Here is a 13,745-nt window from a genome sequence, read left to right on the forward strand (position 1 = left end):
ACAGAGGAGGAATATGAAAGCAGAACTAATCGCCGTTGGGACGGAGATTTTGACAGGCCAAATCGTTAATACCAATGCTCAGTTCCTTTCGGAAAAATGCGCAGAGCTGGGAATTGATGTTTATTTCCACACAGCTGTTGGAGATAATGAAAACAGGCTTCTGTCTGTACTGGAAGTAGCCCGTCAGCGGAGCGACTTGGTCATTCTCTGTGGAGGACTTGGTCCAACTGAAGATGATTTGACCAAGCAGACCCTGGCGACCTTCTTAGGTAGAAAATTGGTCTTTGATGAAAAGGCTATGGCAAAATTAGACCGCTTCTTTGCCAGTCGCCCAGGTCGTGTCCGTACACCAAATAATGAACGTCAGGCACAGATTGTGGAGGGAAGTCAGGCGCTACAGAATCCAGCTGGTTTAGCTGCTGGTGGTATGATTGAGCAAGATGGTGTAACCTATATTGTTTTGCCTGGCCCACCAAGCGAGCTCAAGGCCATGTTTTCTGAGAGTCTCTTGCCTTTACTGTCCCAATCTCAGCAGCAACTTTATTCGCGTGTCCTACGCTTTTTTGGCATTGGTGAAAGCCAGCTGGTGACTGTTTTGGCGGACTTGATTGACAAGCAGACAGACCCAACTCTTGCACCCTATGCTAAGGTTGGAGAGGTGACTTTACGCTTGTCCACCAAAGCGACCAGCCAAGAAGAAGCAAATCTACGTTTGAATCAGTTGGAAGAAGAAATCTTACAACATGACAAACTGGCAGACTATTTCTATGCCTACGGAGAGGATAATAGTTTGGTCAAAATGGTAGCGTCTTGTTTGATAGAGAAAAAACAAACTATAGCCATCGTCGAACAGGGGACAGGTGGTCTCTTGCAAGCTGAATTGAGTTTGGCTTTGGCTGATCAGCCGTATTTTAGCGGGGGGAAAGTCATCGGTCAGCTAGGGACAGAATCGGGCAGGCTATCAGAGGAAGCTGACTGCATTCGGCAGGAGCTGCAAGCTGATTTAGGTTTGGCTGTGTCTGTGCTTATCAAACCGGAATCAACAGAGGACAACGTACTTGCAAAAGTATATCTCACCTTGGCTACGACCTCGGGTATTTCCAAAAAAGAGATAGATTTAGGTGGTTATTCGTGGCAATACCTTCGCCAGCTTGCTTGTTTGCAGGCCTGGGATTTTGTACGAAACACTTTGTGAAATAGCAGATATTTGCTATAATAGTTTGACTAAGAAAAGAGGAGAAAATCATTGGCTAAGAAACCAGGAAAAAAATTAGAAGATATTACAAAGAAATTTGGCGATGAGCGTAAAAAAGCGCTGGATGATGCCCTAAAATCAATTGAAAAAGATTTTGGTAAGGGTGCTGTCATGCGTCTTGGTGAGCGTGCTGAGCAAAAAGTTCAAGTTATGAGTTCAGGTAGCTTGTCAATCGACATTGCGCTTGGAGCGGGTGGCTATCCGAAGGGCCGCATCATTGAGATTTACGGTCCAGAGAGCTCAGGTAAGACAACTGTTGCTCTACACGCAGTAGCTCAAGCCCAGAAAGATGGCGGTATTGCTGCCTTTATCGATGCGGAGCATGCCTTGGATCCAGCCTATGCAGCAGCTCTTGGTGTCAATATTGATGAGTTGCTCTTGTCACAGCCAGACTCAGGAGAGCAGGGTCTTGAAATCGCTGGTAAGTTGATTGACTCTGGTGCTGTTGATTTGGTTGTTGTTGACTCGGTTGCAGCCCTTGTACCACGTGCAGAAATTGACGGTGATATTGGTGATAGCCACGTTGGTTTGCAGGCTCGTATGATGAGTCAGGCCATGCGTAAACTCGGTGCATCCATCAACAAAACAAAAACAGTAGCTATTTTCATTAACCAATTGCGTGAAAAAGTTGGTGTCATGTTTGGTAACCCTGAAACAACGCCAGGTGGACGTGCGCTTAAATTCTATGCATCTGTCCGTATGGATGTTCGTGGAAACACGCAAATCAAAGGAACAGGCGACAAGAAAGATCAAAACGTTGGTAAGGAAACCAAGGTGAAGATTGTGAAGAACAAGGTGGCTCCACCATTTAAAGAAGCTGTTGTTGAAATCATGTACGGTGAAGGAATTTCTCGCACAGGTGAATTGATTGAGATTGGTAGCAACCTCGGTATCATCCAAAAAGCAGGTGCTTGGTATTCATATAATGGAGAGAAAATTGGCCAAGGTTCTGAAAATGCTAAGAAATTCTTAGCAGATAATCCAGCAATCTTTGATGAAATTGACCGCAAGATTCGTATTCATTATGGCTTGATTGAAGCAGATGGAGTTGAAGAGGTTGCGACCGAAGAAGCTCCTGTTGCTGCGGAAGAGATCCAAGATGTTATCCTAGATCTTGATGGCGGTATTGAATTAGAAGATTAATTCCTAACAAAATAGATTTAATATTGAACTATTGCCACCTATATTTTATATGTGTGTACGAAGTTGTTTAGTATAAGCACGAAAAAGTCTGGAGATTCCAGGCTTTTTTCTAATAAAAACCGAATTTTTACCCCAAAATTTAATGTTTTTTTAAAAAATAGGTCTGCAGACCGAGGGAATTTATGATATAATAGTCTATAATGTGCTTAATAAAATGTAGCAAAGGAGTGACTACATGATTAAAATTTATACTGTATCTAGTTGTACTTCTTGTAAGAAAGCGAAAAATTGGTTAAATGCTCACCAATTATCTTATAATGAGCATAATCTTGCGAAGGAAGCCATTACTAAGGAAGAAATCCTAAACATCTTAACAAAAACAGAGAATGGTATTGCAAGTATCGTATCGTCAAAAAACCGTTATGCAAAGAGTCTAGACTTTGATATTGAAGAGTTGAGTGTGAATGAGGTCATTGATTTAATTACCTCTAACCCACGTATTTTGAAGAGTCCAATCTTGATTGACGAGAAACGACTTCAAGTGGGCTATAAAGAAGATGATATACGCGCTTTCTTGCCACGTGCAGTGCGCAATGTTGAAAATGCTCAAGCTCGTATGAGAGCAGCTCTATAAGATGTACAAAAGGACTCTTTTGGGGTTCTTTTTGCGCATTTTTTGAGAATAATTAAAATTTGTGATATAATGTAAAAAATAGGGAAAGAAGGTGTAAGTATGGGATTTACCGAAGAAACCGTTCGTTTTCGCCTAGATGATACAGATAAACAAGAAATCAGCAAAACATTGACTAGTGTTTATCGTTCGCTAGAGGAAAAGGGCTATAATCCGATTAACCAAATCATTGGCTATGTATTAAGTGGGGACCCTGCTTATATTCCTCGCTATAATGATGCCCGCAATCAGATTCGTAAGCATGAACGAGATGAAATCATTGAAGAATTGGTGCGCTACTATTTGAAAGGGAATGGGATTGACCTCTAATGAGAATAATGGGATTAGACGTCGGTTCCAAGACAGTTGGTGTAGCCATTTCAGATCCGTTAGGCTTCACGGCCCAAGGGTTGGAAATCATCCCAATCGATGAAGAAAAGGGCGAATTCGGTCTGGAGCGTTTGACCGAACTTGTAGAACAGTACAAGGTTGATAAATTTGTTGTAGGCTTGCCGAAGAATATGAATAATACTAGTGGTCCACGTGTGGAAGCTAGTCAAGCTTACGGTGATTTATTGACTGAGCGTTATAAACTTCCAGTTGATTATCAGGATGAACGTTTAACAACTGTTGCAGCAGAACGGATGCTGATTGAGCAAGCGGATATCAGCCGAGGAAAACGCAAGAAAGTTATTGATAAATTAGCAGCTCAGCTGATTTTACAAAATTATTTAGATAGAACATTTTAAAGGAGATTCTAATGGCACATCATCATGACCATGAACACGACCACAATCACGACGAACGTGAATTGATTACTTTGGTAGACGACCAAGGTAACGAAACACTTTTTGAAATCTTATTGACGATTGACGGTCAAGAAGAGTTTGGTAAGAACTATGTTCTCTTGATTCCTGCAAGTGCAGAAGAAGATGAGAACGGAGAAGTTGAAATCCAAGCTTACTCATACATTGAGAATGAGAATGGCACAGAAGGCGATTTGCAACCTATCCCAGAAGACGCAACAGCAGAATGGGATATGATTGAAGAAGTCTTCAATAGCTTTATGGAAGAGGAATAAAAAGGTCCAGTGGACCTTTTTATCATGAGCCTGAAAACAAGAAAGCGAATTAAGGTCCAGTGGACCTTTTTATCGTGAGTTGAAAATCAAAGAGCGAATTGAGGTTCGGTGGAGTGAAACAGTCTGGGGGAGGAATGAATCATGAGCCAGAAAATCAAAAGGGAGGTCAGATGAAAGATAGTTTTACAGAAAGAAGTAAGAGGCTGAGTGAGGAATTAGAGAGGCGTCTACTGGCTGATAAAAATATTTTGGTCATATTAGACATAATGGATAGAAGTAATGAAGAATCCTGAAATAAAAGTTTTGGGATTTTTTGAATTTTTGAGTAAAAACTCTTGCAATAGCAAGTAGAATCTGATAGAATGTTCTAGTGCCGTAAAAATTACGGCTGTAGCTTTGATGCAAGAGGTTGCGACACGCTCGGTTGCATTGCCACGCGACTCGTGTTGGTTTTCTTGTGGAGCTAGCCTATTATGTTAAATAGACGAAAAGGAGAAAAAGATGGCAAACAAAAAAATCCGCATCCGCTTGAAAGCGTACGAACACCGTACACTTGATACAGCAGCTGCAAAAATCGTTGAAACTGCAACACGTACAGGTGCTCAAGTAGCAGGTCCAGTTCCACTTCCAACAGAACGTAGCCTCTACACAATCATCCGTGCGACTCACAAGTATAAAGACTCTCGTGAGCAGTTCGAAATGCGTACACACAAACGTTTGATCGACATCATCAACCCAACTCAAAAAACAGTTGACGCTTTGATGAAATTGGATCTTCCAAGTGGTGTAAACGTAGAAATCAAACTTTAATTGATTTTGAGCATAAAAAACGCTCGTTAAAAACTTTTTGACTATAAAATAAGAAAAGGAATATTTTTCTCATGACAAAAGGAATCTTAGGGAAAAAAGTGGGAATGACTCAAATCTTCACTGAATCTGGTGAATTTATCCCTGTTACTGTCATCGAAGCAACTCCAAACGTTGTTCTTCAAGTGAAAACAGTTGAAACTGATGGTTATGCAGCAGTTCAAGTTGGTTTTGATGACAAACGTGAAGTATTGAGCAACAAACCTGCCAAAGGCCATGTAGCTAAAGCTAACACAGCTCCTAAGCGCTTCATTCGTGAATTCAAAAACATTGAAGGCTTGGAAGTTGGACAAGAAATTACAGTTGAAACTTTCGCAGCTGGTGATGTTGTTGATGTAACTGGTACATCTAAAGGTAAAGGTTTCCAAGGTGTTATCAAACGCCATGGTCAATCACGTGGTCCTATGGCTCACGGTTCTCGTTACCACCGTCGTCCAGGTTCTATGGGTCCTGTTGCACCTAACCGTGTATTCAAAGGTAAAAACCTTGCAGGTCGCATGGGCGGCAACCGTGTAACAATTCAAAACCTTGAAGTTGTACAAGTTGTTCCAGAAAAGAACGTTATCCTTATCAAAGGTAACGTACCAGGTGCTAAGAAATCTCTTATCACTATCAAGTCAGCAGTTAAAGCTGGTAAATAATAAGGAAAGGGGAAATCAGTCGAAATGGCAAACGTAACATTATTTGACCAAACTGGTAAACAAGCTGGTGAAGTAGTTCTTAACGATGCGATCTTTGGTATCGAGCCAAACCAAGCAGTTGTATTTGATGTGATCATCAGCCAACGTGCTAGCCTTCGTCAAGGTACTCACGCAGTTAAAAACCGTTCAGCAGTCTCAGGTGGCGGACGCAAACCATGGCGTCAAAAAGGAACTGGACGTGCTCGTCAAGGTTCTATCCGTTCACCACAATGGCGTGGCGGTGGCGTAGTCTTCGGACCAACTCCACGTTCATACGCGTACAAACTTCCACAAAAAGTTCGTCGCTTGGCACTTAAATCTGTTTACTCAGAAAAAGTTGCTGAAAACAAATTTGTAGCTGTTAACTCACTTGAATTCACAGCTCCAAAAACTGCTGAATTTGCAAAAGTGCTTGCAGCATTGAGCATTGATTCTAAAGTCCTTGTTATTCTTGAAGAAGGCAACGAATTCGCAGCTCTTTCTGCTCGTAACATCCCAGGAGTTAAAGTTGCAACTGCAACAACTGCAAGCGTACTTGACATCGCAAATGCAGACAAACTTCTTGTAACTCAAGCAGCTATCTCTAAAATTGAGGAGGTTCTTGCATAATGAATTTGTATGATGTTATCAAAAAACCTGTCATCACAGAAAGCTCAATGGGCCAACTCGAAGCAGGCAAGTATGTATTTGAAGTTGACACTCGTGCACACAAACTCTTGATCAAGCAAGCTGTTGAAGCTGCATTTGAGGGTGTTAAAGTTGCAAATGTTAACACAATCAACGTGAAACCTAAAACAAAACGCGTAGGTCGTTATGTAGGTCGCACAAACAAAGTGAAAAAAGCAATCATCACATTGGCTGCTGATTCAAAAGCGATCGAATTGTTCGCTACAGCTGACGCTGAATAATCAAAGGAGGAATTAACGTGGGTATTAAAGTTTATAAACCAACGACAAATGGCCGTCGTAACATGACTTCTTTGGACTTCGCTGAAATCACAACAAGCACTCCAGAAAAAAGCTTGCTTGTTGCTTTGAAGAGCAAAGCTGGTCGTAACAACAACGGTCGCATCACTGTTCGTCACCAAGGTGGCGGTCACAAACGTTTCTACCGTTTGGTAGACTTCAAACGTAACAAAGATGGCGTTGAAGCAATCGTTAAAACTATCGAGTACGATCCAAACCGTTCAGCAAACATCGCTCTTGTACACTACACAGACGGTGTTAAAGCTTACATCATTGCTCCTAAAGGTCTTGAAGTTGGTCAACGCATCGTTTCAGGTCCAGAAGCAGATATCAAAGTTGGTAACGCACTTCCACTTGCAAACATCCCAGTCGGTACTGTTGTTCACAACATCGAGTTGAAACCAGGTCGCGGTGGTGAATTGGTTCGTGCTGCTGGTGCATCTGCACAGGTTCTTGGTCAAGAAGGTAAATACGTTCTTGTTCGCCTTCAATCAGGTGAAGTTCGTATGATCCTTGGTACTTGCCGTGCTACTGTTGGTACTGTAGGTAACGAACAACATGGCCTTGTTAACCTTGGTAAAGCAGGTCGTAGCCGTTGGAAAGGTATTCGTCCAACAGTTCGCGGTTCTGTAATGAACCCTAACGATCACCCACACGGTGGTGGTGAAGGTAAAGCACCAGTTGGTCGTAAAGCACCATCTACACCATGGGGTAAACCAGCTCTTGGTTTGAAAACTCGTAACAAGAAAGCTAAATCTGACAAACTTATCGTTCGTCGTCGCAACCAAAAATAATCTATTCTTAGTTGCTTAGCATTCTATATCATCCGCCAACTCGGTAGTCCGCTATTTTGCGGACAAGCCGCTGTGGTACATATTTTAAAGGAGAAAACACTAAAATGGGACGTAGTCTTAAAAAAGGACCTTTCGTCGATGAGCATTTGATGAAAAAAGTTGAAGCTCAAGCAAACGACGAAAAGAAAAAAGTAATTAAAACTTGGTCACGTCGTTCAACGATCTTCCCAAGTTTCATCGGTTATACAATCGCAGTTTACGATGGACGTAAACACGTACCTGTATACATTCAAGAAGACATGGTAGGTCACAAACTTGGTGAATTTGCACCAACTCGTACTTACAAAGGTCATGCTGCTGACGACAAGAAAACTCGTCGTAAATAATTTAGGAGGAAAACACAATGGCAGAAATTACTTCAGCTAAAGCAACTGCTCGCACAGTACGTGTTTCACCTCGTAAATCACGTCTTGTCTTGGATAACATCCGTGGCAAAAGCGTAGCAGACGCAATCGCAATCTTGAAATTCACACCAAACAAAGCTGCAGGCATTATCGAGGGAGTTTTGAACTCAGCAATCGCTAACGCTGAAAATAACTTTGGTTTGGAAAAAGCTAACTTGGTAGTCAGCGAAGCATTCGCAAACGAAGGACCAACGTTGAAACGTTTCCGTCCACGTGCGAAAGGTTCTGCTTCACCAATCAACAAACGCACAGCTCACATCACTGTAGTTGTGGCAGAGAAATAAGGAGGTAAAAACGTGGGTCAAAAAGTACATCCAATTGGTATGCGTGTTGGCATCATCCGTGATTGGGATGCTAAATGGTATGCTGAAAAAGAATACGCGGATTACCTTCATGAAGATCTTGCAATCCGCAACTTTATCAAAAAAGAATTGGCTGATGCGTCAACATCAACAATCGAAATCGAACGTGCTGTAAATAAAGTAATCGTTTCTATCCACACTGCTAAGCCAGGTATGGTTATCGGTAAAGCTGGTAGCAACGTTGATGCACTTCGTGCTCAATTGAACAAATTGACTGGTAAGCAAGTACACATCAACATCATCGAAATCAAACAACCTGATTTGGATGCACACCTTGTTGGTGAGTCAATCGCTCGTCAATTGGAGCAACGTGTGGCATTCCGCCGTGCTCAAAAACAAGCTATCCAACGTGCAATGCGCGCTGGTGCAAAAGGTATCAAAACACAAGTTTCTGGCCGTTTGAACGGTGCTGATATTGCCCGTGCAGAAGGCTACTCAGAAGGAACTGTTCCTCTTCATACACTTCGTGCGGATATCGACTACGCTTGGGAAGAAGCTTTGACAACTTACGGTAAACTTGGTGTTAAAGTATGGATCTACCGTGGTGAAGTTCTTCCAGCTCGTAAAAACACTAAAGGAGGTAAATAACAAATGTTAGTACCTAAACGTGTAAAACACCGTCGTGAATTCCGTGGAAAAATGCGCGGTGAAGCTAAAGGTGGAAAACAAGTAGACTTTGGTCAATACGGTCTTCAAGCAACTACTAGCTCATGGATTACAAACCGCCAAATCGAAGCTGCCCGTATCGCTATGACGCGTTACATGAAACGTGGTGGTAAAGTTTGGATCAAGATCTTCCCACACAAATCATACACTGCTAAAGCTATCGGTGTACGTATGGGTTCTGGTAAAGGTGCTCCTGAAGGTTGGGTAGCTCCAGTTAAACGCGGTAAGGTTATGTTTGAAGTAGCTGGCGTTTCTGAAGAAATCGCTCGCGAAGCATTCCGCCTTGCTGGTCACAAATTGCCAGTTAAAGTTAAATTCGTAAAACGTGAAGCAGAATAAGGAGAAGACATGAAACTTCAAGAAATTAAAGATTTTGTAAAAGAACTTCGTGGCCTTTCTCAAGAAGAACTTGCTAAGAAAGAAAACGAATTGAAGAAAGAACTCTTCGAACTTCGTTTCCAAGCTGCTGCTGGTCAACTTGAGCAAACTGCTCGTTTGAACGAAGTGAAGAAACAAATTGCACGTATCAAAACTGTGCAATCTGAAACTAAATAATAGATTGGGAAAGGAGAATTTCAATGGAACGCAATAATCGTAAAGTTCTTGTTGGACGCGTAGTATCTGACAAAATGGACAAAACAATCACAGTTGTAGTTGAAACTAAACGTAACCACCCAGTCTATGGTAAACGTATTAACTACTCTAAAAAGTACAAAGCTCATGATGAAAACAATGTTGCTAAAGAAGGCGATATCGTTCGTATCATGGAAACTCGCCCACTTTCAGCTACAAAACGTTTCCGTCTTGTAGAAGTTGTGGAAGAGGCAGTTATCATTTAATCAACCTGAAAGGAGAAAATTGACATGATTCAAACAGAAACTCGTTTGAAAGTTGCTGACAACAGTGGCGCACGTGAAATCTTGACAATCAAAGTTCTTGGTGGTTCAGGACGTAAATTCGCGAATATCGGCGACATCATCGTTGCTTCAGTAAAACAAGCTACTCCTGGTGGTGCGGTTAAAAAAGGTGACGTTGTTAAAGCCGTTATCGTTCGTACTAAGACAGGTGCTCGTCGTGCTGATGGTTCATACATCAAATTCGATGAGAATGCTGCAGTTATTATCCGTGAAGACAAAAACCCTCGCGGAACTCGTATCTTTGGCCCAGTGGCACGCGAATTGCGTGATGGCGGTTTCATGAAAATTGTTTCATTGGCACCAGAAGTACTTTAATTTAAAATCTAACAAACTAAGTCCCCTGGTTAAATCACTAACCAGGGTGCCCATTAGGGCGTAAGAAATCATAGGAGAAATCAAATGTTTGTAAAAAAAGGCGATAAGGTTCGCGTAATCGCTGGTAAAGACAAAGGCGTTGAAGCTCTTGTTGTAACAGCACTTCCAAAAGTAAACAAAGTTATTGTTGAAGGTGTTAACATCGTTAAGAAACACCAGAAACCAAACAGCGAAAACCCTCAAGGCGCTATCGTTGAAAAAGAAGCTCCAATCCATGTGTCAAACGTTCAAGTTCTTGACAAAAATGGTGTTGCAGGACGCGTTGGTTACAAGTTTGTAGACGGCAAAAAAGTTCGCTACAACAAAAAATCAGGCGAAGTGCTTGATTAATCACGAAGGAAAGGAGAAGTATAATGGCAAATCGTTTAAAAGAAAAATATCTTAATGAAGTAGTTCCTGCTTTGACTGAACAATTTAACTATTCTTCAGTTATGGCTGTGCCAAAAGTTGATAAGATCGTTTTGAACATGGGTGTTGGTGACGCTGTTTCTAACGCTAAAAACCTTGAGAAAGCTGCTCAAGAATTGGCTTTGATCTCAGGTCAAAAACCACTTATCACTAAAGCTAAGAAATCAATCGCCGGCTTCCGTCTTCGTGAGGGTGTTGCGATCGGTGCGAAAGTAACTCTTCGTGGCGAACGTATGTATGAGTTCTTGGACAAATTGGTTACAGTTTCACTTCCACGTGTACGTGACTTCCACGGTGTACCAACTAAGTCATTTGACGGACGTGGTAACTACACACTTGGTGTGAAAGAGCAATTGATCTTCCCAGAAATCAACTTCGACGATGTTGATAAGACTCGCGGTATGGATATCGTTATCGTTACAACTGCTAACACTGACGAAGAATCACGTGCATTGCTTACTGGCCTTGGTATGCCGTTTGCAAAATAAGAGGGAGAGAATAAATGGCTAAAAAATCAATGATCGCTAAGAACAAACGCCCAGCTAAGTTCTCTACACAAGCTTACACACGCTGTGAAAAATGTGGACGTCCACACTCAGTTTACCGCAAATTCAAATTGTGCCGTGTATGCTTCCGCGACTTGGCTTACCTTGGACAAATTCCGGGTGTAACAAAAGCTTCTTGGTAAGAATAATTTGCTATTCCGTTGCAATTCGTCGTCAGCACTTCTGGCCATACCTCGGTATTGCCTGCGAAGTGCTTCCTAGACTTGCTTAGGACTAGCAACTTATTCTATATATACACTTACTACTTGTCCGCAAGGACATCATTAACTAGCAAGTGATCTAATCAAACTGCTAGTAAGAGGAGAAACAACAAATGGTTATGACTGACCCAATTGCAGATTTTTTGACACGTATTCGTAACGCTAACCAAGCAAAACACGAAGTGCTTGAAGTTCCTGCATCAAACATCAAAAAAGGCATTGCTACAATCCTTAAAAACGAAGGTTTTGTGAAAAACGTTGAATTCATCGAAGATGACAAACAAGGCATCATCCGTGTATTCTTGAAATACGGACCAAACGGTGAAAAAGTTATCACTAACTTGAAACGCGTTTCAAAACCAGGTCTTCGTGTTTACTCAAAACGTGAAGATATTCCAAAAGTTCTTAACGGACTTGGTATCGCAATCATCTCAACATCAGAAGGTCTTTTGACTGACAAACAAGCTCGTCAAAAGAACGTTGGTGGTGAGGTTATCGCATACGTTTGGTAATCTTTTAGCTTCCAATTTCGTCATGTGCCTGTGTTAGAGCGTCTTGGCATACTCGAGTATAGCCTGCGTCGCTCTACCTTGCCACATTTAGAAATTGAAACCTAAAAGCATGATTGCTTCTCAAATGCGATCATGAAACCTGCTCATTCGAACACGGGCTAAAGTCTGTGTAAAAAAGACAATCCTTCCTCGAAGCTTAGGCTTCTGCGTCAAGATTCCTATTTTTACTTTGACTTCTTAACGCCCTCTGTATCATGAGCCCCCGTGAAAACTAGTCGCTAGACGGCTTGATAATTTAACAGGAGAATTAAAAAATATGTCACGTATTGGTAATAAAGTAATTACATTGCCTGCTGGTGTTGAGCTTGCTCAAAACAACGGCGTGGTAACTGTAAAAGGACCTAAAGGGGAATTGACTCGTGAATTCCCAACTGCTATTGAAATCCGTGTGGAAGGTGCAGAAGTAACTCTTCACCGTCCAAACGATTCAAAAGAAATGAAGACTATTCACGGTACTAGCCGTGCTAACCTCAACAACATGGTTGTTGGTGTTTCTGAAGGCTTCAAAAAAGAACTTGAAATGCGTGGTGTCGGTTACCGTGCTCAATTGGCTGGTAACAAATTGACACTTGCTGTTGGTAAATCACATCCAGATGAAGTGGTTGCACCAGAAGGTATCACATTTGAAGTTCCAACACCAACACAAATCGTCGTGTCTGGTATCAACAAAGAAGTTGTTGGTCAAACAGCAGCTTACATCCGTAGCCTTCGCGCTCCTGAGCCATACAAAGGTAAAGGTATCCGCTACGTTGGTGAATTCGTTCGCCGTAAAGAAGGTAAAACAGGTAAATAATAGCTTGCTGAGGTGGCTTAGCCACCTGGCTGACTATTTCTCAAATTGTTTCGTAAGAAACAGAATCATACATTAAGAGGTGAATATTGTGATTTCAAAACCAGATAAAAACAAAATCCGCCAAAAACGCCACCGTCGCGTTCGCGGTAAAATCTCTGGAACTGCTGCTCGCCCACGTTTGAACATTTTCCGTTCTAATACAGGCATCTACGCTCAAGTGATTGATGACGTAGCGGGTGTAACGCTCGCAAGCGCTTCTACTCTTGATAAAGAAGTTTCAAAAGGTACTAAGACAGAACAAGCTGTTGTTGTAGGTAAACTCGTTGCTGAACGCGCGGTAGCTAAAGGTATTTCTGAAGTGGTTTTTGACCGCGGTGGATATCTCTATCACGGACGTGTGAAAGCTTTGGCTGAATCAGCTCGTGAAAACGGATTGAAATTCTAATAGGGAGGACACTAAGAAATGGCATTCAAAGATAACGCAGTTGAAATTGAAGAACGCGTAGTAGCCATCAACCGTGTTACAAAAGTTGTTAAAGGTGGACGTCGTCTTCGTTTTGCAGCTCTTGTGGTTGTTGGTGACCGTAACGGTCGCGTAGGTTTCGGTACTGGTAAAGCTCAAGAAGTACCAGAAGCTATCCGTAAAGCAGTTGAATCTGCTAAGAAAAACATGATTGAAGTACCAATGGTTGGTACAACAATCCCTCACGAAGTTCGCTCAGAATTTGGCGGCGCTCGTGTATTGTTGAAACCTGCTTCAGAAGGTTCTGGGGTTGCTGCCGGTGGTGCAACTCGTGCCGTAATCGAATTGGCAGGTATCGCAGATGTGACTTCTAAGTCACTTGGTTCAAACACACCAATCAACATCGTTCGCGCAACAGTTGAAGGTTTGAAACAATTGAAACGTGCTGAAGAAGTGGCTGCACTTCGTGGCATCTCAGTTTCTGATTTAGCATAAGAAAGGAGA

The 13,745-nt window shown here is 42.0% G+C and carries 25 protein-coding genes and 1 pseudogene; all 26 read left to right on the top strand.

The window, feature by feature from the left end:
- Window positions 1-13: 13 nt before the first annotated feature.
- The 26 genes and pseudogenes from GPW69_RS00405 (at window position 14) to rpsE (ending at window position 13,736) form a co-directional block, all read left to right on the top strand.
- On the top strand, window positions 14-1,195 hold the full coding sequence (locus GPW69_RS00405) for a competence/damage-inducible protein A (RefSeq protein ID WP_074391043.1): 1,182 nt from the start codon (window positions 14-16) through the stop codon (window positions 1,193-1,195).
- A gap of 51 nt (window positions 1,196-1,246) precedes the next feature.
- On the top strand, window positions 1,247-2,398 hold the full coding sequence (gene recA, locus GPW69_RS00410; protein WP_024388019.1) for a recombinase RecA: 1,152 nt from the start codon (window positions 1,247-1,249) through the stop codon (window positions 2,396-2,398).
- 235 nt (window positions 2,399-2,633) lie between these two features.
- Window positions 2,634-3,032: a transcriptional regulator Spx gene (gene spx, locus GPW69_RS00415; protein WP_002939362.1), complete on the top strand. Its 399-nt coding sequence runs from the start codon at window positions 2,634-2,636 to the stop codon at window positions 3,030-3,032.
- 99 nt (window positions 3,033-3,131) lie between these two features.
- Window positions 3,132-3,398 carry an IreB family regulatory phosphoprotein gene (locus GPW69_RS00420; RefSeq protein WP_002939360.1) on the top strand — a complete coding sequence of 89 codons (267 nt, stop codon included), beginning with the start codon at window positions 3,132-3,134 and terminating at the stop codon, window positions 3,396-3,398.
- The gene (gene ruvX, locus GPW69_RS00425) at window positions 3,398-3,817 is read left to right on the top strand and encodes a Holliday junction resolvase RuvX (RefSeq protein WP_002939356.1); all 420 of its coding nucleotides are present in this window, start codon (window positions 3,398-3,400) and stop codon (window positions 3,815-3,817) included. Before GPW69_RS00420 ends, ruvX begins: the two co-directional genes overlap by 1 nt.
- Window positions 3,818-3,828: 11 nt before the next feature.
- Window positions 3,829-4,149: a DUF1292 domain-containing protein gene (locus GPW69_RS00430; protein WP_002939343.1), complete on the top strand. Its 321-nt coding sequence runs from the start codon at window positions 3,829-3,831 to the stop codon at window positions 4,147-4,149.
- A gap of 134 nt (window positions 4,150-4,283) precedes the next feature.
- Window positions 4,284-4,430: pseudogene (locus tag GPW69_RS10765) on the top strand (nucleotidyltransferase family protein); the annotation flags it as partial.
- Between the two features lie 220 nt (window positions 4,431-4,650).
- A complete protein-coding gene (rpsJ, locus tag GPW69_RS00435; RefSeq protein WP_002939332.1) occupies window positions 4,651-4,959 on the top strand; it encodes a 30S ribosomal protein S10 in 309 nt (102 codons plus the stop codon).
- Window positions 4,960-5,030: 71 nt separating this feature from the next.
- Window positions 5,031-5,657: a 50S ribosomal protein L3 gene (rplC, locus tag GPW69_RS00440; protein ID WP_011921686.1), complete on the top strand. Its 627-nt coding sequence runs from the start codon at window positions 5,031-5,033 to the stop codon at window positions 5,655-5,657.
- A 24-nt stretch (window positions 5,658-5,681) separates the two neighbouring features.
- Window positions 5,682-6,305: a 50S ribosomal protein L4 gene (gene rplD / locus GPW69_RS00445; RefSeq protein WP_004195490.1), complete on the top strand. Its 624-nt coding sequence runs from the start codon at window positions 5,682-5,684 to the stop codon at window positions 6,303-6,305.
- Window positions 6,305-6,604: a 50S ribosomal protein L23 gene (locus GPW69_RS00450; RefSeq protein ID WP_004195491.1), complete on the top strand. Its 300-nt coding sequence runs from the start codon at window positions 6,305-6,307 to the stop codon at window positions 6,602-6,604. Before rplD ends, GPW69_RS00450 begins: the two co-directional genes overlap by 1 nt.
- Before the next feature lie 17 nt (window positions 6,605-6,621).
- Complete coding sequence (rplB, locus tag GPW69_RS00455; RefSeq protein WP_002936663.1) at window positions 6,622-7,455, top strand: 50S ribosomal protein L2; 834 nt, start codon at window positions 6,622-6,624, stop codon at window positions 7,453-7,455.
- A gap of 104 nt (window positions 7,456-7,559) precedes the next feature.
- Complete coding sequence (rpsS, locus tag GPW69_RS00460; protein WP_000533766.1) at window positions 7,560-7,841, top strand: 30S ribosomal protein S19; 282 nt, start codon at window positions 7,560-7,562, stop codon at window positions 7,839-7,841.
- Between the two features lie 17 nt (window positions 7,842-7,858).
- A complete protein-coding gene (rplV, locus tag GPW69_RS00465) occupies window positions 7,859-8,203 on the top strand; it encodes a 50S ribosomal protein L22 (RefSeq protein ID WP_002936662.1) in 345 nt (114 codons plus the stop codon).
- Between the two features lie 12 nt (window positions 8,204-8,215).
- Window positions 8,216-8,869: a 30S ribosomal protein S3 gene (rpsC, locus tag GPW69_RS00470; RefSeq protein ID WP_002936661.1), complete on the top strand. Its 654-nt coding sequence runs from the start codon at window positions 8,216-8,218 to the stop codon at window positions 8,867-8,869.
- A 3-nt stretch (window positions 8,870-8,872) separates the two neighbouring features.
- Entirely contained in the window at window positions 8,873-9,286 is a 414-nt protein-coding gene (rplP, locus tag GPW69_RS00475; RefSeq protein ID WP_002936660.1) for a 50S ribosomal protein L16, read from the top strand.
- 9 nt (window positions 9,287-9,295) lie between these two features.
- Window positions 9,296-9,502: a 50S ribosomal protein L29 gene (rpmC, locus tag GPW69_RS00480; RefSeq protein WP_002936659.1), complete on the top strand. Its 207-nt coding sequence runs from the start codon at window positions 9,296-9,298 to the stop codon at window positions 9,500-9,502.
- Between the two features lie 23 nt (window positions 9,503-9,525).
- Entirely contained in the window at window positions 9,526-9,786 is a 261-nt protein-coding gene (gene rpsQ / locus GPW69_RS00485; RefSeq protein ID WP_000440801.1) for a 30S ribosomal protein S17, read from the top strand.
- Between the two features lie 24 nt (window positions 9,787-9,810).
- Window positions 9,811-10,179 carry a 50S ribosomal protein L14 gene (gene rplN / locus GPW69_RS00490; protein ID WP_002936658.1) on the top strand — a complete coding sequence of 123 codons (369 nt, stop codon included), beginning with the start codon at window positions 9,811-9,813 and terminating at the stop codon, window positions 10,177-10,179.
- An 84-nt stretch (window positions 10,180-10,263) separates the two neighbouring features.
- The gene (gene rplX / locus GPW69_RS00495; protein ID WP_014637292.1) at window positions 10,264-10,569 is read left to right on the top strand and encodes a 50S ribosomal protein L24; all 306 of its coding nucleotides are present in this window, start codon (window positions 10,264-10,266) and stop codon (window positions 10,567-10,569) included.
- Between the two features lie 23 nt (window positions 10,570-10,592).
- Entirely contained in the window at window positions 10,593-11,135 is a 543-nt protein-coding gene (rplE, locus tag GPW69_RS00500; RefSeq protein ID WP_002936653.1) for a 50S ribosomal protein L5, read from the top strand.
- A gap of 14 nt (window positions 11,136-11,149) precedes the next feature.
- Window positions 11,150-11,335: a type Z 30S ribosomal protein S14 gene (locus tag GPW69_RS00505; RefSeq protein ID WP_002936651.1), complete on the top strand. Its 186-nt coding sequence runs from the start codon at window positions 11,150-11,152 to the stop codon at window positions 11,333-11,335.
- 191 nt (window positions 11,336-11,526) lie between these two features.
- The gene (gene rpsH / locus GPW69_RS00510) at window positions 11,527-11,925 is read left to right on the top strand and encodes a 30S ribosomal protein S8 (RefSeq protein WP_002936647.1); all 399 of its coding nucleotides are present in this window, start codon (window positions 11,527-11,529) and stop codon (window positions 11,923-11,925) included.
- A gap of 316 nt (window positions 11,926-12,241) precedes the next feature.
- Complete coding sequence (gene rplF, locus GPW69_RS00515; RefSeq protein WP_004195502.1) at window positions 12,242-12,778, top strand: 50S ribosomal protein L6; 537 nt, start codon at window positions 12,242-12,244, stop codon at window positions 12,776-12,778.
- An 88-nt stretch (window positions 12,779-12,866) separates the two neighbouring features.
- The gene (gene rplR, locus GPW69_RS00520) at window positions 12,867-13,223 is read left to right on the top strand and encodes a 50S ribosomal protein L18 (protein ID WP_002936641.1); all 357 of its coding nucleotides are present in this window, start codon (window positions 12,867-12,869) and stop codon (window positions 13,221-13,223) included.
- Between the two features lie 18 nt (window positions 13,224-13,241).
- Window positions 13,242-13,736, top strand: a complete 495-nt coding sequence (gene rpsE / locus GPW69_RS00525) for a 30S ribosomal protein S5 (RefSeq protein ID WP_002936639.1) — start codon at window positions 13,242-13,244, stop codon at window positions 13,734-13,736.
- Window positions 13,737-13,745 lie beyond the last annotated feature (9 nt).

Source organism: Streptococcus suis (assembly GCF_902702775.1).
In the GTDB taxonomy this organism is placed as follows: domain Bacteria; phylum Bacillota; class Bacilli; order Lactobacillales; family Streptococcaceae; genus Streptococcus; species Streptococcus hashimotonensis.